Genomic DNA, 22,300 nt, shown 5'->3' on the forward strand with positions numbered 1-22,300 from the left:
GCTGCATGATAGAGTTTGCTGAACGCGTCACCGTCGGGCGTCTCTTCGCGGACACGCCCGCTCCCAGCACCTGATCCGTCACTGCGAGGCCGAGCATGGAGACGAAACTGACCGCCCGCCTGCCCACCGTCGATATAGAAATTACGCGACGCAAACTGCCCGACCGCAATGCAGAGAGCGTCGCGATTCACATTACCGCCGTACCATCGGTCGAAGCCGCCGCGCGGTGGTTTCTGCAACCGGATCTTTTCTCCCTCGCGTCGATGTTCTCGATGTGGTCGATGTGGATGCGCGCGTGGCAGCCGTGGCTCCCGTCGATTGCGCTGCCCGCTCAGCCGTCTGAGGAAGCTGAAAAGCGGCTCACGGATGACGCGGCATCCGCGCCGCGCGGTTGAACTGTCGCGCGTCGCCGCGTCTCTGATGCGGCATTGGCGGATTCCACGCGAGGAGGATCGAACATGCGCGCAATGGTTTTCGACGGATCGAGTCCCACGCTGGCCGAACGCGAGTTGCCCCAGCGAGCGCCATCAGCGGGAGAGTTGCTGATCGACGTGCTGGCATGCGGCGTGTGCCGGACCGATCTGCATGTCGTGGATGGCGAATTGAGCGAGCCGAAACGGCCCGTGATTCCGGGGCATGAGATCGTCGGCCGGGTCGCGGCGCGCGGCACGGACGTGACGGCATTCGATATCGGCGACCGTGTCGGCGTACCGTGGCTCGGCAGCACGTGCGGCGTCTGTCCGTATTGCGCGAGCAGCCGCGAGAACCTCTGCGACGCGCCCGGTTTCACCGGCTATACGATCGACGGCGGCTACGCCGAGCAGGTGATCGCCGATCATCGTTTTTGCCTGCCGTTGCCCCAGCGCTACGACGACGCGCAAGCTGCCCCGCTGCTGTGCGCCGGTCTCATCGGCTACCGGACGCTCAGCATGGCGGGCGACGCGAAGCGCATCGGCATTTATGGCTTCGGCGCGGCGGCGCACATCGTCGCGCAGGTCGCGCGTCATCAGGGCCGCGGGGTGTACGCGTTCACGAGACCAGGCGACGATACTGCACAACAACTCGCGCGCAGGCTCGGCGCGACATGGGCAGGCGGCAGCGATGAAGCGCCGCCCGAACCGCTCGATGCCGCGCTGATCTTCGCGCCCGTCGGCGCGCTCGTGCCGGCCGCGCTGAAGGCGGTCGTCAAGGGCGGTATCGTCGTGTGCGGCGGCATTCACATGAGCGACATTCCCGCGTTTCCGTATGCGTTCTTGTGGGGCGAGCGCCGCGTCGTATCGGTTGCGAACCTGACGCGCGCCGACGGCGCAGCGTTCATGAAGATCGCCGGTGACACGCAACTCGATATCGAAGTGACCCGCTATCCGCTCGCTGACGCAAACCGCGCGCTCGACGATCTGCGCAGCGGGCGGCTCTCGGGGGCGGCGGTGTTGATGATGCGCTGAATGCGGAGTGTTCGAACGCCATCAGAAGATCGACCGACCTGTGCAGGGGGTCAACCACTCGTGCGGCGGGCGATCGGCGATCGTTATTCTCTTTGTATAGCGCGCGACTTCCGGTGACTGGACTAAGGCAAAATAAACGCGGAAGTCACGTGCGACCGGCGGCATCGCGCCGCTTGCGTTGCGCCAATCGGATGCGTGGAGATACGCTATGGAAAACCTCCTGAGAAACCGCTCGACGCTTGCAGCGTTGGCGCTCCTGCTGACTGGATGTGCCGCCGCCGGCGCGCCACAAAGCGGCCCACATCTGAGCCCAACAGAGTGCCGTGACCTTGCCGCGCTTAGAACCAATGCGCCTCCGACGAGGGCGCAACAACAAAGCGAGCTCTCGGCCCTGAGGAAAGCGGGCTACAACCCGTCACCGTGGAACGACGACCCAAAGTTCCCAGAGAATCTACACGCCGCGCAGCGCCTGGTCGACCATTGGTTCGAAACCGAGTGCAAGCAGCTTCAACCCGGGTGAGAAGCCCCGCAGTCACTACGGACCTTCTCTGACTCAGCGCGCGGCAATTGTGCGTCGCATTGCAGCGCGGCGCTGTGCCGCCAACGACCCGGGGCCACCCATCGCTGCACGCATCGCGTTTCCTTCCGGCATCCGTTGAACAGTATGCATGCTGCGTGTGCGTCACGACACATCAGCGTCTGCGCCTTCCTGAAAGTGCGGGAGAGAGGCAAGCTGCCCATTGCCAAACGGACCTCTCTGAACTATGTTCCAGCGGACGCGGCCAACTATTTCGGGAAGGATCGCAGAATGCTCACAAGACTAAAAGCGACGTTCCGCTACTTCAACAGCGTTGTCCCGTTCCGACTTGGTCCCGCGCTGATCACAACGGCCGTGCTGGTAACCCTGCTGCTGCTACCTGTGCCCGAGGGGCTGAAGCCCAAGGCTTGGGGCCTCGTTGCCATATTTCTGACAACAATCGTTGCGATTATTTTGAAGGTCATGCCGATCGGGGTCATGGCGGTGATGGCAATCGTCGTCCTCTCGCTGTCGCAGGTGACCTCGACCTCGTCCAAGGGGGCGATCGCCGATGCGCTGACCGCCTTCGACAGTCCGCTGATCTGGTTGATCGTGGTGGCCATCCTGATCTCCCGCGGGCTGAAGAAGACCGGCCTGGGCAGTCGCATCGGCCTGATATTCATCTCACTGATCGGCAAGCGCACGGTAGGCATCGGCTATGGTCTGGCCGTCTGTGAACTGGTGCTCGCGCCGTTCACACCGAGCAATACCGCGCGCGGTGGCGGCATCGTGCATCCGATCATGAAGTCGATCGCCAACGCTTTCGACTCGGATCCCGCCAAGGGCACGGAGGGCAAGGTCGGCACCTACCTGGCGATGGTCAACTATCACGCCAACCCGATCACCTCGGCGATGTTTTTGACCGCCACCGCGCCCAATCCGCTGGTGGTGGACTACATCGCCAAGGCGACCAATCAGAGCCTGCATCTGACCTGGACGAGCTGGGCTCTATGCATGATGCTGCCCGGCCTGCTATGCATGCTGGTCATGCCACTTGTGATCTATGTGCTGGCGCCGCCGCAACTCCATGCCACGCCCAATGCGGTAGCGTATGCCCGCGCCGAACTGGCGAAGATGGGCCCCATGTCGCCGAAGGAAATGGTCATGTTGGGGACCTTCGCGCTGCTACTGCTGCTGTGGGCCGACGTGCCGGCGATGGTGTTCGGTCCGTCGTTCATCCTGGATCCAACAGTGGTCGCCTTCATCGGCCTGTTCCTGCTGATCATCACCGGCACCATTGACTGGGACGATGTGCTGTCGGAGAAGAGCGCCTGGGACACGCTGGTGTGGTTTGGTGCGCTGATCATGCTGGCCGAGCAACTGAACAAGCAAGGCGTGATCACCTGGTTCTCGGAAGCCATGAAGAGCGCGATCGTTGCCAGCGGTATCGGCTGGGGCGCCACTGCCACGATCCTGGTGCTGGCCTTCGTTTTGTCACACTACCTGTTCGCCAGCACGACGGCGCACATCAGTGCGATGATGCTCGCCTTCCTGACGGTCGGGGTCCATCTGATACCACCCGAGTATGTGGCGCCGTTCATGCTGATGATGGCGGCCGGCTCGGCGATCATGATGACGCTGACCCACTATGCGACGGGCACCTCGCCGATCATCTTCGGTAGCGGCTATGTCACGATGGGAACCTGGTGGCGCGTGGGTTTTGTGATGTGTGTGGTGGAGTTGCTGATCTTCGCGGTGGTCGGCAGCCTCTGGTGGAAGATGCTTGGCTTCTGGTGAAGCAGTAGCCCGTCCTGCTTCCGCCTGCTGACCGCGACGACGCAATGCGTCTGGAACAATTAGAAGGTGATGCGAGGCCCGCCAGTTCGTGGCGGCATATCGTTCCTGTCGGAGAGTCCTTGCTCGCTGAATCAAGGGGCAGATTGAAGAGTCAAAGCAACACACCAGGTTACAAGAGCATTGACTAGATTTAATCATTGGCGATCGTGCATGGATCGGTATGAAAGCAGCAGCATATACAGAAAGTACGCTCTGAAAATACCAGCGTTGCACTAATCGCTCAAAGCCTTTAACCGCGCGGGTTTCGATGCCCGATTGCCACTGCGGACTCACTAGCACCCGCCTCGCGTTTCCATCCCTGACACGGTATCGGCTAGAGTTCCATCTGTGATGCAGGTCCTATTGGAGAAGACATGCGCGACAACCTGATTCCCGTCATCGTTAGCCGGAAATGGCAAATTGCCAAGGGGTACCATGCCGTTGAACTTCGAACGACGTCAAAATCGGCGCTTCCGCCGTTTAACGATGGGTCGTGTGTCACACTCTGCCTGAATAGCACTGGGGACAACGAAAGGATTTATCCCTTGCTCGGTGTTTCGTCCCTGTCAGATGGTTACGTGGTTGGCACGAGACAAGATGGTGATGGCAGAACGGGTAGTCTGCTATCCCGGTTTCCGTTGAATGAACGAGACGAAGTGTTTGTCGGCTCTCCCCAAAGCCCGCCGACAATTTTGGATGATCGTGCGCGATCTATCCTGTTTGCTGGCGGAATAGGCGCAGCATCGATCGTGGGAATCGCGAAGCGGCTTGCATCGGCGGGTCAAAGGTTCGAGGTACACAACTTCGCCCGATCGGCCGACCGCGCAGTTCTTCGAGAAGAATTTGACGCGCTTCGAAGTCACGGTAAGGTCTATCATCATTTCGGCCTGTCCGATGATCTATTTGCGCAGAAGAGTTCCCACGCAATGAGTCCGACTCATGCCAACACACAGGTTTACTGCAGCGGCCCCCCTGCGTTCATGGATCTCATTGAGCGCCAGGCCCGCGAATGGGTGTATGCAGCGAACGTTCATAAAATTGCCCTTGGCGACCAAACGGCATGCTAAGCGGCAGTGTGACGGCACGGTGAATGAGGCACGTTCTCCGCAGGTGATGCACATTCGCTCATCGGTCTTGCAAGCCGCCCGCCGTCCAGTGCCTGACGACGGACCCTGAGCAACCCTTCAGATTTGCCGAAAACGGCCGTTGAAATAGAAGATAAACAGATTTGTCACGTGCGAAGCGTCAGTCGGGTTCGAACGATTGGTCTGATATTGCATCGCTATGTCGAAGAAGACCATGAAAGTAACAGAGATCGATCAAGCTCTCGCCGTAGCGTTTTCAGTTGACCGAAACCGATATTACGGTTGACGAATCTTCAGCTGTGCCGGCGCCAATTTCCGTGACTGAGTGTATGCCGTGGATCTCGCGGACCGCGCGTAAGTAAGCAGAAGATAATTCAAAAATGATGCGCATCCACATTTCATACGATTCGATTCCAGAACTCGTGTCCGTTCCACGGACTCGACGCAGGGCCGTGGTTCAAACGGCCGCCTCAGTTCTCGCTGGAAGCGCAGAGGGGCGTAGTCAGTTGAGACTTCAGGTCGGGTGGCTTGTATTCATCACAGTGCCGTGCCCTTTACTCTTCAGCCTCAACGACACCCTACTGCCGGGCTGGCTGCCCGCTATTGCTAGCGTCATGGTCGTGATCCTAAGCTACGTCGTTGTGTTTCAGTTCCAAGTGCGACGGCTGCGTCCTCACATACGAGCGGTGCTCTCCGCTGAAGCTGAAGGGTGAAAGGAACTATCGACGATTCGAGCGCTCAAGTCGAACGTCTGAATCTGGCCGCTCGCGGTTAGTTGGCAACGTTTTCGCGTATGGATTTCGGGTCTTTCGGTTCCCAGTATCCACCGCTGCCGTGATACGTTTCCGCATGCAACCAGAACTCCTCATCGCAATGCCGGCAGCGAAAATGGTACTCAACGAAGTCGTCCCAAGCTGCGCCTTTCGCGAGTTCAACGAACGAGACGGAGACCCAAGGATTCTCGGGAATCACCTCTACGATTGTTTTATCGGCGATGTTCTCTGCAGCGATCTGTATCGCTTTACGTAGCTCGCGAGGATGTCTGATTGCGTAACGAACGCAAAGATCCGCACATTGATCACATGCCACAGAAGGCTCCGTCAGGTTCTCGCTACTTTTAGCGGGAAGATCGGTTGGTAACAGCGAAGGCGCTGGGCGGGATTCTCGACGATCTGAGCGACCATGTCGACTGACCGGTCCTGGCCGAACCCGGGCTGACGTAGAACGGCCGGCGTGGTCGGCCATGGATCGGTGCGTCGGGCACCAGTCGACCCTTAACTACCAGTTGACGTACTTTATAGTGGACTTTCGAACCCATTGCATCGAACAGGACTGACTAAGACTAAGTTACTCTATTGTTTCACCACGTCACTCTGAGCCGAACATGAACGTATCCGAACGCCTTGCACAAGCGGGCCTCAAATTGCCGCCGCCCATCGACCCGCTCGGCTCCTATCGAACGGTCTCCGTTTCGGGGAGTCAGCTCTATGTCTCCGGTCTCGGGCCCTTCGAGGATGGCAAGCCAATCGTCGGAATAGTCGGCGGCGACGTGTCTCTGGAAAGGGCTCAGCACGCAGCACGTCTGACGATGCTCATGATCCTGGCCTGCGTCGATCAGGCATGCGGGCTCGACAACGTCGAGAGATGCAGCCGACTGACAGTCTACGTGCGTGCTGAACAGTCGTTCACCCAGCATCCGCAAGTAGCCAATGGCGCCAGTGACCTCTTGCTGACATTGTTTGGACAAGACAAGCTTCCGGCTCGAAGCGCGCTTGGCGTGCATACGTTGCCGATGGGCATCCCGGTTGAGATCGACAGCATCTTCGAATTGAAACGATGAAGATGTGCCGATTCACGCGATACCTCGCCCTGCGTGACAGTTAGGATTGTCCATTCGTGTCGGTCCTGTTTACAGATCGGGTACCGACGCGGGAGTGCAAAGTTTGAGTCAACCTTAATCGCGATTGTCGACGACCGCGCTGAATCACCGCAACCGCTCGTCGCTAACTTCAATCGGCGACAATGGGAAGCCACTTCACGTCGCCAATTGGCGCAGGTGAAAATGGGCGATATTGAGGTAATCTTGCACCGCTGACAGGGTTGACGGGATGGCGAGGCGCCGGGGTACCCCCTCATCGCTCGCCTGGCAATCAATCGCGAGATCGCCACCGCCAGTCTCTCGTTACCGGACTGCATGCGTGTCGCCCTACGTTGTCAAAGGATCACTGTTTATGCGCGCGAATGGCATCGCTTACAACCGATTCGATGTTGCCGGGCTGCCACTTCAGCAGCAACTTCTGGCTTATTGGGAGCAGCTTGGCCATGTTATCGAGGTAGTGCCGTCGCATGAGCAGCTCCGACAGCCCTTTATCTGCATTAACGACCGTTACGATATCGGCGAATTCCGCATGAGCGACACCTATACGGATGATGTCGTGATCGAGCGCACCATCGCCCGCATTTCGCGCGATGCCGCGCGCGGCATCGGTTTTACCATTTTCCTGGATGGTGAAAACCATTCGGCAATGACGCACGCCACGAAGCGTGAGTACACCGTGTTGGGGGGCAGCGTATTTGCCACGGATCTCGATCAACCCATACGCCTGGCACGCCACGCGTGCCGGTACATCACGCTTGTTGTGCCCCGCAACCAACTGGAGCACGTATTCGCTGACCCGGGAGCAATACACGGCCGCATGCTCGAACCAAACAGGCATGGCACGCGGCTTATCGTCCAGCGCGCCAGGATGCTTGTCGAGAACTTCCGGTACATGCAGTTCGAGGACGCTCGTCGCGGGGTCACCGACCTCGTTCAACTGATTGCGGCCGCATTCGGGGAAGAAGCTGGTTTGAGCGGCAGCAAGCGAGCCATTAGCCGCGCGCTGATGTTCGAATCTGCACGACGGCATGTTCGCGCCAACCTGCATGAGTCGGGGCTATCGCCCGAGAGCGTAATCGAATCGTTGGGGCTTCCGCGCAGCACAATTTATCGGCTGTTCGAACATGAAGGCGGGCTTGGTGCTTACATCCGTCATCTTCGTTTGCGCGCCGCCGCGGACGATCTCGTTCGGTTTCCAAAGGTCCCTATCAAGGACATTGGCTATTCAGTCGGCTTCAAAAGCGCATCCGACTTTGCGCGGGCCTTTCGGCGCACCTATGAGATGACACCCCAGGAAATGCGACTGAACGACTACCGATATCGTCATGCCGAACAGCCGTAACCCGGCATTTTAGCGCCTGCCCGGAGGGCATGGCGGAAAGCAATGGCCGTTGTCCGCTGTCCGCTCGCTGATTGCACGCAGCGAACAGAGCGACCGACGACGATGCTGCCGCCCAGTTCGGCGACATCGTCCATTGCAGCGAACGGAAGCGTTTATGCGGCGTGGGAGATTTCCGTTCGCCGAACATCAATCGACACTATTTCTTGACAAGCGCACATGCACTTTCCGCCAATGGCCTGAATGCCTTCTCACCCGGTATGACGGCCTTTACGGTGTAGTAATCCCATGGGTATTTCGACTCGGAAGGCTTCTTGGCCTCCACGAGATACATGTCATGCACCATCAGGCCATCCTCGCGAATTCTTCCGTTCTTCGCAAAGAAGTCGTTGATCGGCAACTCGCGCATTTTCTTCATGACCACGCCGGTTTCGTCGGTTCCGGCGGCCTTTACCGCCCGCAGGTAATGCAAGGTCGACGAATAGTCCCCCGCGTCCGTCTGCTCCGGCATACGCTTCGCCGATTCAAAGAACCGTTTGCTCCACTTGCGCGTCTCCTCATCGCGATCCCAGTAAAACGCGGTGGAGAATTCGAGGCCCTGCGCTGCTTGCAACCCGATCGCATGCACGTCCGCAAGAAAGACCAGCAAGCCCACCATCTGGGGCCCACCCGTACGCGTGAGCCCGAATTGCTGCGCCGCTTTCATCGCATTGACAAAATCGCCGCCCGCATTGGCCAATCCGATCACCTTGGCACCGGAGGACTGCGCCTGCATCAGGTAAGTCGAGAAATCGGAGGTATGCATCGGGGCCCACGCAGTCCCGAGAACGCTGCCACCCTCCGACTTGATGGCATTCGACGCATCGCCGACCAATGCTTTGCCGAACGCGTAATCGGCCGCGACAAAGTACCAGGTCTTACCGCCTTGCCGCATCATCTCGCGTGCGGTCGTACGGCCCAGGGCGTACGTGTCATACACATATTGAACGCTGACGGGCGTGCATTTCGAATTGGTGATCTCTGAACTTGCCGGGCCCGTCGCGATGGCAATCTTGTTTCGTTGACGGGCCAGGTCGATAACAGCAAAGGCGACACTCGAGTTCGTCAGATCGGTAACCATGTCAACGTTGTCACGGTCGAACCATTCGCGCGCTTTACTCGCCGCGATGTCGGCTTTGCTCTGATGGTCCGCGTAGACGACTTCCACCTTGATGTCGGGGTTTTCCTTCATGAAGTCGTCCGCCGCCATTTTGACGGCTTGCACGGCCCCGCGTCCGCCGAGCGTCGAATAGATGCTCGACATGTCGGTCAGGACTCCGATCTTGACCACGCCATCCGACAACTTCGCCTGCGCAGCAATTGCCGATGCACTCAAGAGCGTCGCTGACGCCGTACAGGTCGCCAGCAAGATCGCTTTCCCTCTTTTCCACATCGTCTCTCTCCTGTCATCACGGGTGTCAATAACCGCGTGGCGTTGTGGCCGCGAACGCTCGCAACGCCCTCAATATGGGCACCTCTTTTACTGCGTCACGCTCGTGCAAATCTATGGGCCTCGATCTGTTCCGGCTTTTCGTGAAAATCGCCGATTCGCGCAGCATGAGCGCCGCGGGCGCTAAACCTTGGCGTGACGCGTTCCAACACCAGCCATCGGCTCAAGATGCTCGAACGTGACACCCGTGCAGTTCACGATCAATCCCCCAGACGCTGGGTACACCTATGGATGGCGAAGGTTTGAGGTTGATTTTCGAACGAACGGTCGCTTGTTGTCGAGGCCGATCTGGTTGACACGTTGTCAAATGAGAATTAACAGTGTCGCAGCCGCCACTCAACTGCCCTGCTATCTCGAGCACGCTGCGTCGGGCGCCGGCGTCGTCTCTACTTCGATGCGTTCACCATTGACCTGAATGTCTCGCAGGCGCGGCTCAACGAGCTGAAACGTCCCCTTCGCCAAGGCATCACGAAGCGCAACACAGTTCGGTGCGATCGAAAACTTGCCCACCAGTTGCCACGCTCCATCGCTGGCCTGATCAAACACGAATCCAATACTTCCGCTGTTCGGGAAGAGCACAACGTTCGACTTGTGATCGCCGGTTAGGTCGACGAGGTAAGCGTCGCATTTCACCGAGGCAACGTTCAGGCAGGCTGGAAGCATCCAGTTTTGCGTGACCCGCTTCCAGTCCGTCGAGAGAAATGACGCCGGAACTGGCTGCCCGGGAGTGCGCGACACTATGTTGAGCGCGAGCATCGCGGCATCCGGGCGGGTTGCCCCCAAAATGCCTTGACCAGGCTGACGTGCAGCCTGCGCGCTCAGTTCGCGAACGGTCGCGGCATTAGGTGCCTTAGTCTCTCCCTGCAGGCGCGCGAGCGCCTGCAGCCCGTATCTCGCGGATCTGTACCGCAAGAAGTTGTAATCGAATTTCTCGGGCTCAACCTTTCCCGCCAGGAGACGGTCGACCTGGTTGTCCACTGACAGACGTGCCGGGTCAGCCAGCGGCGTGAATACAGCAACGAGGACAGCGACTGATACCCACGCCGCGATCACGTTCACAGGCGCGATCTTCGCGAGGGTGTCAGTGCGAGCGAGCGCCGCCCATGCATAGCCGATGGCATAGAAATAAGCCACGAATGTTCCGGCACAGGCCAAAATGCGGTGCGGCGTGAGCCCATACTGCTTGATGCGCAGGGCGAGCGCGTAAGTCGCAAGTATCACCAGCACGGGAAGCATCAGGCATGAAATCCTCATACAGAGACGCAGCACTCGCGGTGGCAGATCAGACCCTGGGCCGCCCTTGAAGACGGCGTTCACGAAGACTATTTTCAGCGCCGCGACGCCGAGCAGGATCCACGTAGCAGACCGCGTGGCCCATAGCAATCCGAGTCCGGTGAGCGGCAGCGATGCGAGGAATCCGCCAACGATCACAACGAGGACCAGCAGCAGCCACGAGAGTAGCGACAGCACAAGCGTGCGCGAACCCCGGATGATGTCTGGCCTCACATCGGTGATGTGCAGGGCCGACGCAAACGCCATCGCGCTCACGGGAATGTTGAACCACGATTCGCGCAGAAGTTGCTGGAGGAAAGTCAGCTTCAGCAACGCGAAGAGCGCCGCCCCCAACCAGAGCACAAGAAAGAGCGCACATACGAACAACCCGGACAGCCAGACCTGGAGCCCAAGTTTCCAGCTGAATTCGAAGTACGACTCGTAGGGGGCAAACCACGACCTTGCCGCCTCGCCGGAGAGAACGAGGCAATAAGCGATGAACACGATCACGCCGCTATAGAAGGTCACTGCCATTGAAGGCAACGAAACCCCGACGCGGCCGAATGATTGCATTCCGACAATGTCAGCACCTGCCGATCGCCACGCGTCGTGACAGCCAAGCACTGCCACGACTGCGGCGAACACGGTGGCCCACATCGCGAGCCTGGCTCCCCTCATTCGTCGCAGGCCCACGATAAACGCCGTTGGGATGAATAGGGTAACGAGAAGCAGCGGAAAGAATAGAAGCGGGATAGTTGTGATGCCGCTGCGATTATGCGCAGCGTTCATGAGCAGATACAGCACTAATCCCTGAAAAATGCCGGTGAGGAGCCGCGGCGCGAAGAGATCTCGACCTTGAGCAGCCTGCGGTGTCTCCTGCTGATTGTTTTCCATCTCCAACCCGCTTTCCCGATTATGTTTTTTCTCATTCGCGCCTGCCTGACCGCCCCCTGCGGGCGGGGCAAACGCCGTGTTCGAGTTCAAAGCCATTATATGCGACCGATTCTGGCCACAGTGTCCAGGCGTCGATGGGCACACGCGTCATTTCGACGATCAGGATGTTGCGATCGACTGACCGCTTCTGGGCCGACTGCCGCCCGATACGGTCGGCTGAAGTCGGCCCTCAGCCGCCACCCGCTTCGAGCATCGTGCCGACATCGACAAATCGACGACACGGCGCGTGGACTCACCGTGCGCGGCGCCATGCATATCAAAAAGACGCGCACGCATCGGTCAGCACGAGGCCGACTGCCTGTTGACGGAACCGCTTGATGTACTCGCGGCGAATCTCGCCGAGACGATCTAGCGTGTCCTGCGTGCCGGTCGCGACGATATTCACGACGAAGCCATCTTCGCGCACGACATGACGCGTGTCCCGGTCCAGCCATTGACCCTGTGTGCGCCACGTGGTGAAGCCGCCGGGAAACCTTGGTGTCACGACGTCCGCAAGAAACTGCCTGATCTCCGCGTCGGAAACGGGACGTCCTCCCTTCACGTCGCGGCCGAAGAACAGGTCGGCGGCGATTTCCTTCGTGCCATTGATCTTGCCGCACAGCGATTGTGCCGAACCCGCTGCATCCGATGCGCCGACAACTGCTGGGGCACCACTGGTCGCAACGTCGCCGCCAGGTCCGTTCGCAGCCGCGCCAATCTGCGTGGGATGACTGCTCACCTGGCAAGCGGTAAGCGCAACGAACGACAACGACGCAACGAGCATCCTGGTCCGGAAAGTCTGCATGGTGGTTTCTTTTCGAAGTGAGCTGTTCAAAGTACCGACGGAGCAACTGGCGGATTCAACCGATGGACGCAATAGTTTGCTGGAACCGTGTGGCTGGCGTTCGCAGTCCAGCGTCTGTCCCGGACGCGCGTTCAATCGCGTCTCGCCTCGGCTACGCTGACAGGTCACCGCAGGCGTTTCAACCAAAACCGAACAAAATTACATTAACAACCACTGCCAGACCATCGATATTATTCTTGGAAATGCTGCCTGCAGCCCTATACACCGGGCGGACATACCGGCGCGTCTCATGCGTCCCGCCCCCGCTTCCCGCACGCATCCGTTTCGATGCATCCGTCGCAACCTGCGTGCGTTAGCGTCGGCTAAACCCTCGCGCGCCGGCGGCTCACGGGTTTGGGTGAGCCTCTGACGAATCGCATAAATCAAATAATTTCGCGTGAGACATGCAGTTCACACAGGAGGCTATATGCACATAGGCGTTCCGAAGGAGATCAAGAACCACGAATATCGCGTGGGCCTCACGCCGTCATCCGTGCGGGAGATCATTGCGCACGGACACAAGGTCAGCGTGGAGACGGGCGCGGGCAGTGGCATCGGCGCATCCGACGATGCGTACAGAACAGCAGGCGCAGACGTGCTGCCTGGCGCCGAGGAGGTCTTTGCGGCCGCCGACATGATCGTCAAGGTCAAAGAACCGCAAGCTGTCGAACGCGCGATGCTGCGCGACGGACAGATTCTCTTCACCTACCTGCACCTCGCACCCGACCCGCAACAGTGCGCCGATCTCGTGAAAAGCAACGCAGTCTGCATCGCGTACGAAACCGTCACCCAGCCCGCTGGCGGGCTGCCACTGCTTGCGCCGATGTCCGAAGTCGCGGGACGCATGTCGATTCAGGCGGGAGCGTTTTGCCTGGAGTGCGCTCACGGCGGCAAGGGCATCTTGCTCGGCGGCGTGGCGGGCGTGCCGTCCGCGAGAATCGTCATTCTCGGCGGCGGCGTGGTCGGCTCGAACGCGGCGCAGATCGCCGTCGGCACGGGTGCGCAGGTCGTCGTGATCGACCGCAACGTCGACGTGTTGCGGCGCATGGACCGCCTGCTTGGCGCGCGCGTGATCACCGTGTATTCGAATCAGGACAACATCGAACAACACGTGCTCGAGGCCGACCTCGTGATTGGCGGTGTGCTGGTGCCCGGCGCGGCCGCGCCGAAGCTGGTGACGCGCAAGATGGTCGAAGCGATGCGTCCGGGTTCGGCGATCGTCGATGTCGCCATCGATCAGGGCGGATGCTGCGAAACAGCACACGCCACGACGCACGCTGAGCCGACGTACAAGGTGGGCGAGATCGTGCATTACTGCGTGGCGAACATGCCGGGCGGCGTGCCGCGCACGTCCACCTACGCGCTGAACAACGCGACACTGCCTTTCGTCCTGCAGATCGCGGACAAAGGCTGGCGCAAGGCGCTCACCGACGACGAGCATCTCCGTCGCGGCCTGAATGTGGCGTTCGGCGCGGTGACCTGTCCTGAAGTCGCCGAAGCACTGGGCTACGCCTGTGAAGACGCAGGCGTCGTCGTCGCTGGATAGTCCAGAGACGGAGTGCGGTTATCGAACGATGGTGGCGAACGATGGCCGTCGGTTGTTCGCTGCCGTTCGGGCATCGATCGGGAAAAAGGGACGATCAACGCGCAAACGTGCCCAGCCCTTCCGCGTTGTAGTACTCGAGCGTCACCTGATTGCTCAGGAACGACACCTTCGAAATCGTCCCCGGCGCAGCGTTTTCGTTGACGAGCGTGAACGTGAAGGTATCGCCGTCCCAGTGCGACAGCGGCAAGCGCAACGGCGTTGCGCCGATCGTCAGAAGCAGTGATCCGCCCGCGTCGCTGATCTGCGCTGGCCCGTAGTAGTCGTTGTTGTAGGTGCCCGTGTACGTGGAAAGCGCGCGCGCCGGGAATGGCGACACGGGCGGCGCTACGCCGACGAGCGAGCCCGCTGGCCTGGCGATACCGGCTAACGCGTCGTTATAGAGCTTGAACCAGTCGCGCTGGATCGAGCCGAACTGCACGAGATCGAAGAACTGCGCGGTGAGCGTTTCGGGAACGCCGATCGGCCAGCCATTAGTGAGCACCACGATTGCGCAGCCCGTCGAAGGCACCACGACGAAGTTCGTTGCTGCTCCCGCGCCGAATGCGCCCGAATGACTATAGCTCGCACGGCCCGCCGCCGTCGTACCGACGTTGAAGCCGAAGCCATAGTAGCTCGCGCTCTGCCCGTTGCCCGCCGGGGCCGTCTGCGATTGCGGGCTGATCGCTGCATTGAGCGCCGTCGCATCGACGAGTCGATTGCCGTTGAAGACACCGTTGCCGAGCATCATGGCGAGCCACTTCGCCATGTCGTTTGCAGAAGAGCTGACGCCGCCTGCAGGCGATTGCGCGTCGGGCATCGAACCGAGGCCGACCACCCATTGGCCGTTGCGCGTCACGTGGCCGGTGGCGCGGTTCGCGCGCGCAATGAAATCGGCGTAGCGCGAGCTCGTGCTCGCCATGCCGAGCGGATGATAGAGCGCTTGCTCCGACAGGGTCGCCCAATCGACGCCCGCCGCCGACGCCACTGAAATCGCGCCCGCTGTCAGACCGAAGTTCGTATAGGCGTAAGAGCGGCGAAACGGCGTAAGCGGCAGATAGCGCAGGCGCTGCAAGATCGTCGTCTGGTCGTAGCCCATGTCCTCCAGCAGATCGCCCGCGTGATCCGGCAAGCCCGAGCGGTGCGAGTACACGTCGCCGATGGAGACTTGCGCGCTCACATCCGCGTCCGACAGCGTGAACCACGGCAAATGCGCGCGCACGGGCGTGTCCCATGACACCGTGCCGATGCCGATCTGATGCGCGACCACCATCGAGCCGACCGGCTTCGACAGCGACGCGAGCTGAAACACCGTGTCGGGATCGACGGCGAGTCCCGAACCGAGGAGCCGCGTGCCGAAGCCCTTCGCGTAGACCGTCTGAAGATTGCGCACGACGGCGACCGACATGCCGGGCACGCCCGTGGACGTCATCAGGTTGTTGGCGAGCGTGTCGAGTTGCGCGATGGCGGCATCGATCTGCGCGCCGGGTACGGGTGCTTCCGCGTTTGCGCTATTGCTGCCGCTGGCCGAATCGCTGGAGCCGCCGCACGCGGCGACGGCCCCGCACATCGCGGCGCCGAGAAAGCGCCGCCGTCCTTGCCCTGAGGTCATGCCACATCTCCGGATGACTGCTGCCACGGTCGAAGGCTCGTGCCGACGCCGCTGTCGTACACGTCGCGGCTGGCTTTCAGTTATAGATCATCGTCGAACGGAGTTGAAAGCCCAACGTCGCTTTGGCGTCGGTTCGCGCTGCGACTACGAATCGATCCAGCGGCAAGAAAGGTATCACGTCGCTCCGGACGGATTGACCTCAACAGTCACATGAGAAAGACCTTTGAAATGGGCCAATGCCGCATGAAAGAACGCTGGCCCATGCTGCGTCTTGTCCGTCGCAACCGACAAGACCGCGCCCATGTGACCGGGACCGAGGCGCCAGACATGAAGATCGAGAACTGTGTCACCGGCGTTCTCGACGGTTCGGCGTACGTCATCAGACAGGCGTCGGTCGTGATTCATATCCAGCAGGATTGCGCCCGTGTCGCGCAGCAGCCCATAAGACCAGTTCGCAATCGCGAGGGCACCAACGATCCCGGCCGCGGGATCCATCCAGACCCAGCCAAACCGCCACGCGAGCAGGAGACCAACAATCACCAGCAACCCGAACACCGCAACGGGAATCGCCTCACTAAAGTGAATCCGAACCGGCGAAAACACGCGCTGTCCCCTTGAGGGAATGCGCCGCCGATCGCAACTCCGTCGGAAAATACTGTTTGTAGATTTCACTACACGAGTGTAGTTTACGCTACATGAACGTATCGACAATCTGGTCCCTGCTGGTTCTCACGCTTCCAACCGAGAACGCCACAGCGCGCATGCGCTTCTGGCGAACACTGAAAGCAAAGGGATGTGCTGTGCTGCGCGACGGCATTTACCTGCTGCCTTACACCGAAGAGCGCGAGCAGATGCTCCGCGAACTGGCGAACGCCATCGCGGATAGTGGTGGCACCGCGCATCTGCTGCGCGCACCGAGCCTCGATGCCGCGCAGGACCAGGAGTTCCGCGCGCTTTTCGACCGCGGTGACGATCACGCCGGGTTCATGCGCTCACTGAAGGACGCACGCAAGACGGTTTCCGGCCAGTCGACGACAGATCTGACAAAGTTGCTTCGAAAGCTGCGCAAGGACTACGAAGCGATCGTCGCGATCGACTATTTTCCGGGCGACGCTTCGACCCGCACCGAGGCTGCGTGGCAGGACTTCATCGGTCTGATCGACACCGTGCTGTCGCCGGGCGAGCCCCATTCCGCCGAACGTCCCATCCGAAGGCTGTCAGCCGGTGACTATCAGGGCCGCACCTGGGCCACGCGCCAGCACATGTGGGTCGATCGTGTGGCGAGCGCCTGGCTGATCCGGCGCTTCATCGATCGCGATGCCCGGTTCATCTGGCTCACATCGCCTGGCACCTGCCCGGCCCACGCACTTGGTTTTGACTTCGACGGTGCGGCGTTCACTCATGTCGGTGAGCGCGTGACCTTTGAGGTACTGATTGCAAGCTTTGGTCTCGACGAGGACCCGGCACTGCTTCGGCTTGGCGAGATGGTCCATACCCTCGACGTTGGTGGCGCCCTCGTTCCCGAAGCGATCGGCTTTGAAGCCGTGATGTCAGGAGCCAGGGAGCGCGTGGCCGATGACGATCAACTGCTCGATGAAATGTCCCGTGTACTGGATTGTCTGTACACACACTTTGCGTCGGCTGCGAAAACTCGCGACGCTGAAGGTCGATCATGAGCACGACGACGGTAACGGCACCCGGCTACACACTGAGGCAGCTAGTGCTGTACATGCTAAGGCTGGGCACGCTCGGTTTTGGCGGACCTGTTGCGCTCGTCGGCTACATGCACCGCGATCTCGTTGAGCAGCGTGGCTGGATCAGCGAGTCGGATTACCGCGAGGGCCTGGCGCTCGCGCAGATGATGCCCGGACCGCTGGCTGCACAGCTCGGCATCTACATGGGCCACGTGCACTATCACCTCGTCGGCGCGACGCTCGCTGGCATCGCGTTCGTGTTGCCGTCGTTCATGATGGTCGTCGGCCTCGGCTGGGCCTACGCGCATTTCGGGGGCCTCTCCTGGATGCAGGCGGCCTTCTATGGCGTGGGTGCTGCCGTTGTCGGAATCATCGCAATGAGCGCCTACAAGCTCACGACGAGGACCTTGGGCAGAAACTGGCTTCTGTGGGCGATCTACCTGACGCTCGCTGCGGTGACCGTCATCACCGAATCCGAAATCGCGTGGCTGTTCATTGCGGGTGGCCTCATCAACTGGTTCGTTGTGGCTCCGCCCAGATGGCTTGCGAAGGGTGGCCTGAACGTCGTTGCGGCAACGCAATTGCCCGTCGCGAGCGGAATTTTTGGCGGCATTGACTGGCCGCTACTCGGCCAGATCGGATTGTTCTTCGCGAAGGCCGGTGCCTTCGTGTTCGGCTCCGGGCTGGCGATCGTGCCGTTCCTTTACGGCGGTGTCGTCACCGAACATCACTGGCTCAATGACAAACAGTTCGTCGATGCCGTCGCCGTTGCGATGATTACGCCGGGGCCAGTCGTGATCACAGTAGGCTTCATTGGCTATCTGGTCGCAGGTCTTTCGGGTGCCTGCGTAGCGGCGCTCGGCACCTTCCTGCCGTGCTATCTCTTTACCGTGCTACCCGCGCCGTACTTCAAGAAGTACGGCAAGCTGCCCGCCGTCAAGGCATTCGTCGACGGCATCACGGCCGCCGCTGTTGGCGCGATCACGGGCTCGGTGATCGTCATCGCGCGGCGCTCCATTGTCGACTGGCCGACGATTCTGCTGGCGTTCGCGACTGCGCTGCTGCTCTGGCGTTTCAAGAAGCTGCAGGAACCGGTCATCGTTATCGCCGCTGCGCTCATCGGTCTTGTTGTGTACCCGCTCATTCACTCGCACGCCGCCTGATTGCCTGCGCGTGCGTACACCTCCGAGGACAGCAGTCATGGCAACACGTCGTACATTCCTCCACAGCACGGCTGCCGTCGGCGCCGGAGTTCTGCTCACAAAGACGCAAAACGCACACGCGGCTGACGAGCCCGGCTTTGTCGACAGGCTGACCGACCCGGACGGCAAATATGTGGCCGGTCCGCTGCCCTTCGCCTACGACGCGCTTGAACCCGCGATCGATGCCCGCACCGTCGAACTGCACTACAACTTTCATCACAAGCCCGCAGTGGTCGCCGCCAACAAGGCAGAAGACGGACTTGCGAAAGCCCGCGATTCGAACGACTTCGCGCTCGTGAAGTTCTACGAGAAGGAGCTAGCCTTCCAGCTGTCCAGCCACATCCTGCATACGGTTTACTGGACGAGCATCTCGGGGAAAGGCGGTGAACCGAAGGGCGAACTCGCAAAGGCAATCGACAGGAACTTCGGTTCCTATGCGAAGTTCAAGGGGCAGCTGATCGCTGCAACGGTCGCCGTTGAGGCGTCGGGCTGGGGTGTGGTCGGCTATCACCCTGCGACCGGCAAGCTGATGATCCTGCAATGCGAGAACCATCAGAAACTCACGGCGTGGGGCATCCAGCCCGTCCTCGTCCTCGATGTGTTCGAGCATGCGTACTACCTGAAATACCAGAACCGGCGCAACGACTACGTCAACCAGCTTTTCAGCATCATCAACTGGGACAATGCCGCGTCGAGGCTACGGGCGGCGATGCCCGCTCAAAAAATAGCCTGACATGTACCCCGAGCGTATTCGGCGGCCGCCATGGGTATCCTGACTCGCCCGGCCTTGCTCCTTCCCGATGGAGTCGAGCGCGGTGCCTTGATCCTGCTAGTTGCCCGTGGGCTTCGCGGCATGTGCGACGGCTTTGTCGCGGTGCTGCTACCCGGCTATCTGCTGGCGCTTGGCTTTGGACAACTGGCTGTCGGACTTATCAGCACGACCACGCTGTTCGGCTCGGCTTTAGCGACTGTGCTAGTGGGTCTCGTCGGCAATCGCTTTGCGCCGCGAGGTCTGCTGCGCTTCGCGGCAGTGCTCATGATCGCCACCGGTCTGGCGTTCGCGGGGCTGTCATCGCTATGGCCACTGCTCATCGTTGCGTTCGTCGGCACGCTGAACCCGAGTTCGGGCGATGTCAGCCTGTTTCTTCCGCTTGAACACGCGCGGCTCGCGGAGTCGGCGACAGGCGATGCGCGTACCGCCCTGTTCGCGCGCTATAGCCTTGTCGGTGCGCTGTCAGCCGCACTCGGCGCTCTCGCGGCCGGACTGCCCGACTGGATCGCAGCACACGTGGGGATCCCACCGCTCATGGCGATACGCGCGATGTTCATCGTCTACTCGACAACAGGGTTCATCGTCTGGGTACTTTACCGGCATCTACCCGCGCCCCATGTGTCGGCTGACAGATCGCACGTACCGCTTGGGCCGTCACGCAGAATCGTCACGCACCTTGCGCTGCTATTTAGCGTCGATGCCTTTGCTGGTGGTCTCCTCGTCAACTCCCTGCTGACCTTGTGGTTGATCCAGCGGTTTGGACTGTCGCTCGGCGCGGCAGGTCAGTTCTTTTTCTGGGCGGGAATACTCAGCGCGGGTTCCCAGCTAGCCGCAGCACCGCTATCGCGCCGGATTGGCTTGCTCAATACGATGGTGTTCACACACATCCCGTCGAGCGTATGTCTCATTGCCGCAGCGTTTTCGCCATCGCTCGCGCTGACCCTGGCGCTTCTCCTTCTGCGTAGCGCCCTCTCGCAAATGGACGTACCGACTCGCAGCGCTTACGTCATGTCGATCGTTACGCCGGCTGAACGGCCCGCTGCGGCCAGCTTTACCGCAGTGCCACGAAGCCTAGCCGCAGCGCTCGCACCCGCGCTATCCGGGATGCTTCTCGGCTTGGGATGGCTCGGCGCTCCGCTGGTCGCTTGCGGTCTGCTCAAGATTGCCTATGACCTTGCGTTGCTCGTCTCATTCCGCCGCGTTCGGCCAGACGGAGGGTCTTCATGACGCACAAACCGATGTCCCGCCGCAGAGCCGTGCTTTTGTATGTCGTTCTCTGCGTGCTGTCCGCTGGCGCAGGCGTTTTCGTGTATCGCGTTCCTCAGGCCGCCCACTCATCGGGGACCGCTGACTTGCCGCTCACGCATGTCGCTGACGTGCCCTTACCCGGGCGCTCGACCCGTCTCGACTATGAGAGCTTCGATCCCGTTGGTCATCTGCTGTTCATCGCGCATCTGGGCGACAGCGAAGTCGTCGTCGTCGATACACAAAACTCGCGCGTGGTTGCTCGCATCGGCAACATTGCCAAAGTGCATGGCGTACTCGTTGTGCCTGAGTTGTCGCGCGTCTATGCGTCAGCAACTGGCTCGAATGAAGTCGTTGCCATTGACGAGCGTACGCTGAAGATCACCGCACGCATGCCGGGTGGCATCTATCCGGACGGGATGGCCTACGCGCCGGACACTCATAAACTCTACGTGTCGGACGAGACGGGTGGGACCGAAACAGTGATCGACACCCAATCCAATCGTCGCACCAACACGATCCAGCTGGGCGGCACCGTCGGCAACACATTTTTCGACGCCGTTTCTCGGCACGTCTTCGTGAACGCGCAGTCACAGCGACAACTTGTCGAAATCGATCCGACGAATGATGCGATCGTTGCGCGGATCGATTTACCGGGCGCTAAGGGCAACCACGGGCTGTACATCGTTCCGCAACTCCACCTCGCGTTTATCGCCTGCGAAGACAACGCCAGGCTACTGGAGTTGGACCTGCTTACGAGAAACGTCATCCAGTCGTTTAACGTCGGCGAGGACCCTGACGTACTCGCGTTCGATCCCGGTCGGAGCACGCTTTATGTTGCTGGTGAAGCAGGCATCGTGTCGATGTTCGCCGTTGAGTCGTCGACTGTGTCGAAAACTGGCGAGGGGAGCATCGGCGCTAACGCGCACGTGGTTGGTGTCGACCCATCGACACATCATGTCTTTTTCCCGCTGAAGAACGTCGACGGTCGTCCAGTGCTCCGTGTGATGGCACCATGGTGAGTTTTTGTGTCACCGGAAACGATGGCAAAAGGAGGTTAGCCATGAAAGCGGTCCCCATGCCGGCGGTACTGCTCGCAGCAACCTTCGCCATGGCTGCCGCCCCGCACGTGAGCGATGGCAGGCTGGTCGACGAGCACGGGATGACCTTGTACGTGTTCGACGGAAAGGGAGCCCCGGACGCAGATCGTGCGAAGGCAACTGCGAAAGAAACTTCCCCCCAGCAGCCTGAATGCCATCGTGCATGCGAAAAGCTTCGAGATGCTTTGACTGGTCGATTCAAGCGTCACGAAGATCGTGATCGCGCTGATCACGAAGAATAGCTCCAGGCCGTATTGACCCATGCGCGCCACGAGCGTGACGGCATATGGAAGATAAGGAAACTGAAACGACAGGTGTACTGCAACGCCCCCGACGATCGCGATCGCCCGACCTGCGTCGATTTAGGCCATTCGATCGTCCTCCTCGCGTGGTGACTGCGCCTTTCAAGGCCGCGAGGTTCGTGGACAAATCGTGTTTTGCGGAGGTTCCTGCT

General features: G+C 60.3%; 19 protein-coding genes and 1 pseudogene. 14 read left to right on the forward strand and 6 right to left on the reverse strand.

Annotated features, from left to right (window positions below; translation table 11 throughout):
- Nucleotides 1–95 precede the first annotated feature (95 nt).
- From C2L65_RS37550 to C2L65_RS37590, 7 genes are all read left to right on the forward strand, one after another.
- Nucleotides 96–395 carry a hypothetical protein gene (locus C2L65_RS37550; protein WP_042308693.1) on the forward strand — a complete coding sequence of 100 codons (300 nt, stop codon included), beginning with the start codon at nucleotides 96–98 and terminating at the stop codon, nucleotides 393–395.
- A 63-nt stretch (nucleotides 396–458) separates the two neighbouring features.
- Nucleotides 459–1,445 (forward strand): zinc-dependent alcohol dehydrogenase family protein, encoded by a 987-nt coding sequence (locus C2L65_RS37555; protein ID WP_042308695.1) that lies wholly within the window; start codon nucleotides 459–461, stop codon nucleotides 1,443–1,445.
- 208 nt (nucleotides 1,446–1,653) lie between these two features.
- Complete coding sequence (locus tag C2L65_RS37560) at nucleotides 1,654–1,965, forward strand: DUF4148 domain-containing protein (protein ID WP_042308697.1); 312 nt, start codon at nucleotides 1,654–1,656, stop codon at nucleotides 1,963–1,965.
- A 288-nt stretch (nucleotides 1,966–2,253) separates the two neighbouring features.
- Complete coding sequence (locus C2L65_RS37565) at nucleotides 2,254–3,759, forward strand: DASS family sodium-coupled anion symporter (protein WP_042308698.1); 1,506 nt, start codon at nucleotides 2,254–2,256, stop codon at nucleotides 3,757–3,759.
- A 413-nt stretch (nucleotides 3,760–4,172) separates the two neighbouring features.
- Nucleotides 4,173–4,865, forward strand: coding sequence for a ferredoxin reductase domain-containing protein (locus C2L65_RS37570; RefSeq protein WP_042308700.1), 693 nt, complete (start codon nucleotides 4,173–4,175; stop codon nucleotides 4,863–4,865).
- 1,402 nt (nucleotides 4,866–6,267) lie between these two features.
- Nucleotides 6,268–6,723 (forward strand): RidA family protein, encoded by a 456-nt coding sequence (locus tag C2L65_RS37585; RefSeq protein ID WP_042308706.1) that lies wholly within the window; start codon nucleotides 6,268–6,270, stop codon nucleotides 6,721–6,723.
- A 391-nt stretch (nucleotides 6,724–7,114) separates the two neighbouring features.
- Complete coding sequence (locus tag C2L65_RS37590; RefSeq protein WP_042308707.1) at nucleotides 7,115–8,104, forward strand: helix-turn-helix domain-containing protein; 990 nt, start codon at nucleotides 7,115–7,117, stop codon at nucleotides 8,102–8,104.
- Between the two features lie 196 nt (nucleotides 8,105–8,300).
- On the opposite strand, the gene C2L65_RS37595 is transcribed toward C2L65_RS37590, so the two are convergent.
- The 3 genes from C2L65_RS37595 to C2L65_RS37605 form a co-directional block, all read right to left on the reverse strand.
- Nucleotides 8,301–9,533 (reverse strand): ABC transporter substrate-binding protein, encoded by a 1,233-nt coding sequence (locus C2L65_RS37595; protein WP_081920983.1) that lies wholly within the window; start codon nucleotides 9,531–9,533, stop codon nucleotides 8,301–8,303.
- A gap of 405 nt (nucleotides 9,534–9,938) precedes the next feature.
- Complete coding sequence (locus tag C2L65_RS37600; RefSeq protein WP_052426881.1) at nucleotides 9,939–11,852, reverse strand: DUF4153 domain-containing protein; 1,914 nt, start codon at nucleotides 11,850–11,852, stop codon at nucleotides 9,939–9,941.
- 220 nt (nucleotides 11,853–12,072) lie between these two features.
- Nucleotides 12,073–12,600 carry a DUF3574 domain-containing protein gene (locus tag C2L65_RS37605; RefSeq protein ID WP_427910205.1) on the reverse strand — a complete coding sequence of 176 codons (528 nt, stop codon included), beginning with the start codon at nucleotides 12,598–12,600 and terminating at the stop codon, nucleotides 12,073–12,075.
- Between the two features lie 466 nt (nucleotides 12,601–13,066).
- Between C2L65_RS37605 and ald the strand changes: the two genes are divergently transcribed.
- Nucleotides 13,067–14,185 carry an alanine dehydrogenase gene (ald, locus tag C2L65_RS37610; RefSeq protein WP_042308711.1) on the forward strand — a complete coding sequence of 373 codons (1,119 nt, stop codon included), beginning with the start codon at nucleotides 13,067–13,069 and terminating at the stop codon, nucleotides 14,183–14,185.
- A gap of 94 nt (nucleotides 14,186–14,279) precedes the next feature.
- On the opposite strand, the gene C2L65_RS37615 is transcribed toward ald, so the two are convergent.
- Both C2L65_RS37615 and C2L65_RS37620 read right to left on the reverse strand, forming a co-directional pair.
- Nucleotides 14,280–15,833, reverse strand: coding sequence for a serine hydrolase (locus C2L65_RS37615; RefSeq protein WP_042308713.1), 1,554 nt, complete (start codon nucleotides 15,831–15,833; stop codon nucleotides 14,280–14,282).
- Nucleotides 15,834–16,007: 174 nt separating this feature from the next.
- Nucleotides 16,008–16,436: a cation diffusion facilitator family transporter gene (locus C2L65_RS37620; RefSeq protein WP_156132300.1), complete on the reverse strand. Its 429-nt coding sequence runs from the start codon at nucleotides 16,434–16,436 to the stop codon at nucleotides 16,008–16,010.
- A 92-nt stretch (nucleotides 16,437–16,528) separates the two neighbouring features.
- Between C2L65_RS37620 and C2L65_RS37625 the strand changes: the two genes are divergently transcribed.
- From C2L65_RS37625 to C2L65_RS46455, 6 genes are read left to right on the forward strand one after another with little or no spacing between them, the layout of a single operon-like run.
- The gene (locus tag C2L65_RS37625) at nucleotides 16,529–17,509 is read left to right on the forward strand and encodes a chromate resistance protein ChrB domain-containing protein (RefSeq protein WP_042308715.1); all 981 of its coding nucleotides are present in this window, start codon (nucleotides 16,529–16,531) and stop codon (nucleotides 17,507–17,509) included.
- Nucleotides 17,506–18,690, forward strand: coding sequence for a chromate transporter (locus C2L65_RS37630; RefSeq protein WP_042308716.1), 1,185 nt, complete (start codon nucleotides 17,506–17,508; stop codon nucleotides 18,688–18,690). Before C2L65_RS37625 ends, C2L65_RS37630 begins: the two co-directional genes overlap by 4 nt.
- 37 nt (nucleotides 18,691–18,727) lie before the next feature.
- Nucleotides 18,728–19,462, forward strand: coding sequence for a superoxide dismutase (locus C2L65_RS37635; RefSeq protein ID WP_042308720.1), 735 nt, complete (start codon nucleotides 18,728–18,730; stop codon nucleotides 19,460–19,462).
- A 30-nt stretch (nucleotides 19,463–19,492) separates the two neighbouring features.
- Nucleotides 19,493–20,728, forward strand: coding sequence for an MFS transporter (locus tag C2L65_RS37640; RefSeq protein ID WP_062863005.1), 1,236 nt, complete (start codon nucleotides 19,493–19,495; stop codon nucleotides 20,726–20,728).
- Complete coding sequence (locus C2L65_RS37645; RefSeq protein ID WP_042308724.1) at nucleotides 20,725–21,768, forward strand: YncE family protein; 1,044 nt, start codon at nucleotides 20,725–20,727, stop codon at nucleotides 21,766–21,768. The genes C2L65_RS37640 and C2L65_RS37645 overlap by 4 nt, the downstream gene beginning before the upstream one ends.
- A 41-nt stretch (nucleotides 21,769–21,809) precedes the next feature.
- Nucleotides 21,810–22,088, forward strand: a complete 279-nt coding sequence (locus C2L65_RS46455; protein WP_174485056.1) for a hypothetical protein — start codon at nucleotides 21,810–21,812, stop codon at nucleotides 22,086–22,088.
- Here the strand turns inward: C2L65_RS46455 and C2L65_RS47365 are convergent.
- A pseudogene (locus tag C2L65_RS47365) lies at nucleotides 22,041–22,208 on the reverse strand (acyltransferase family protein); the annotation flags it as partial. The gene C2L65_RS46455 and the pseudogene C2L65_RS47365 overlap by 48 nt on opposite strands.
- Nucleotides 22,209–22,300 lie beyond the last annotated feature (92 nt).

This window comes from Paraburkholderia terrae (assembly GCF_002902925.1).
GTDB lineage: Bacteria > Pseudomonadota > Gammaproteobacteria > Burkholderiales > Burkholderiaceae > Paraburkholderia > Paraburkholderia terrae.

What these genes read in the sequence shown, in the direction of transcription:
- C2L65_RS37625 (WP_042308715.1), top strand. Translation starts at nt 16,529, where the DNA reads ATGAACGTATCGACAATCTGGTCCCTGCTGGTTCTCACGCTTCCAACC.
- C2L65_RS37590 (WP_042308707.1), top strand. Translation starts at nt 7,115, where the DNA reads ATGCGCGCGAATGGCATCGCTTACAACCGATTCGATGTTGCCGGGCTG.
- C2L65_RS37630 (WP_042308716.1), top strand. Translation starts at nt 17,506, where the DNA reads ATGAGCACGACGACGGTAACGGCACCCGGCTACACACTGAGGCAGCTA.
- C2L65_RS37635 (WP_042308720.1), top strand. Translation starts at nt 18,728, where the DNA reads ATGGCAACACGTCGTACATTCCTCCACAGCACGGCTGCCGTCGGCGCC.
- C2L65_RS37550 (WP_042308693.1), top strand. Translation starts at nt 96, where the DNA reads ATGGAGACGAAACTGACCGCCCGCCTGCCCACCGTCGATATAGAAATT.
- C2L65_RS37645 (WP_042308724.1), top strand. Translation starts at nt 20,725, where the DNA reads ATGACGCACAAACCGATGTCCCGCCGCAGAGCCGTGCTTTTGTATGTC.
- C2L65_RS37615 (WP_042308713.1), bottom strand. Translation starts at nt 15,833, where the DNA reads ATGACCTCAGGGCAAGGACGGCGGCGCTTTCTCGGCGCCGCGATGTGC.
- C2L65_RS37605 (WP_427910205.1), bottom strand. Translation starts at nt 12,600, where the DNA reads ATGCAGACTTTCCGGACCAGGATGCTCGTTGCGTCGTTGTCGTTCGTT.
- C2L65_RS37555 (WP_042308695.1), top strand. Translation starts at nt 459, where the DNA reads ATGCGCGCAATGGTTTTCGACGGATCGAGTCCCACGCTGGCCGAACGC.
- C2L65_RS46455 (WP_174485056.1), top strand. Translation starts at nt 21,810, where the DNA reads ATGAAAGCGGTCCCCATGCCGGCGGTACTGCTCGCAGCAACCTTCGCC.
- C2L65_RS37640 (WP_062863005.1), top strand. Translation starts at nt 19,493, where the DNA reads ATGGGTATCCTGACTCGCCCGGCCTTGCTCCTTCCCGATGGAGTCGAG.
- C2L65_RS37570 (WP_042308700.1), top strand. Translation starts at nt 4,173, where the DNA reads ATGCGCGACAACCTGATTCCCGTCATCGTTAGCCGGAAATGGCAAATT.
- C2L65_RS37595 (WP_081920983.1), bottom strand. Translation starts at nt 9,533, where the DNA reads ATGTGGAAAAGAGGGAAAGCGATCTTGCTGGCGACCTGTACGGCGTCA.
- C2L65_RS37560 (WP_042308697.1), top strand. Translation starts at nt 1,654, where the DNA reads ATGGAAAACCTCCTGAGAAACCGCTCGACGCTTGCAGCGTTGGCGCTC.
- ald (WP_042308711.1), top strand. Translation starts at nt 13,067, where the DNA reads ATGCACATAGGCGTTCCGAAGGAGATCAAGAACCACGAATATCGCGTG.
- C2L65_RS37585 (WP_042308706.1), top strand. Translation starts at nt 6,268, where the DNA reads ATGAACGTATCCGAACGCCTTGCACAAGCGGGCCTCAAATTGCCGCCG.
- C2L65_RS37600 (WP_052426881.1), bottom strand. Translation starts at nt 11,852, where the DNA reads ATGGCTTTGAACTCGAACACGGCGTTTGCCCCGCCCGCAGGGGGCGGT.
- C2L65_RS37565 (WP_042308698.1), top strand. Translation starts at nt 2,254, where the DNA reads ATGCTCACAAGACTAAAAGCGACGTTCCGCTACTTCAACAGCGTTGTC.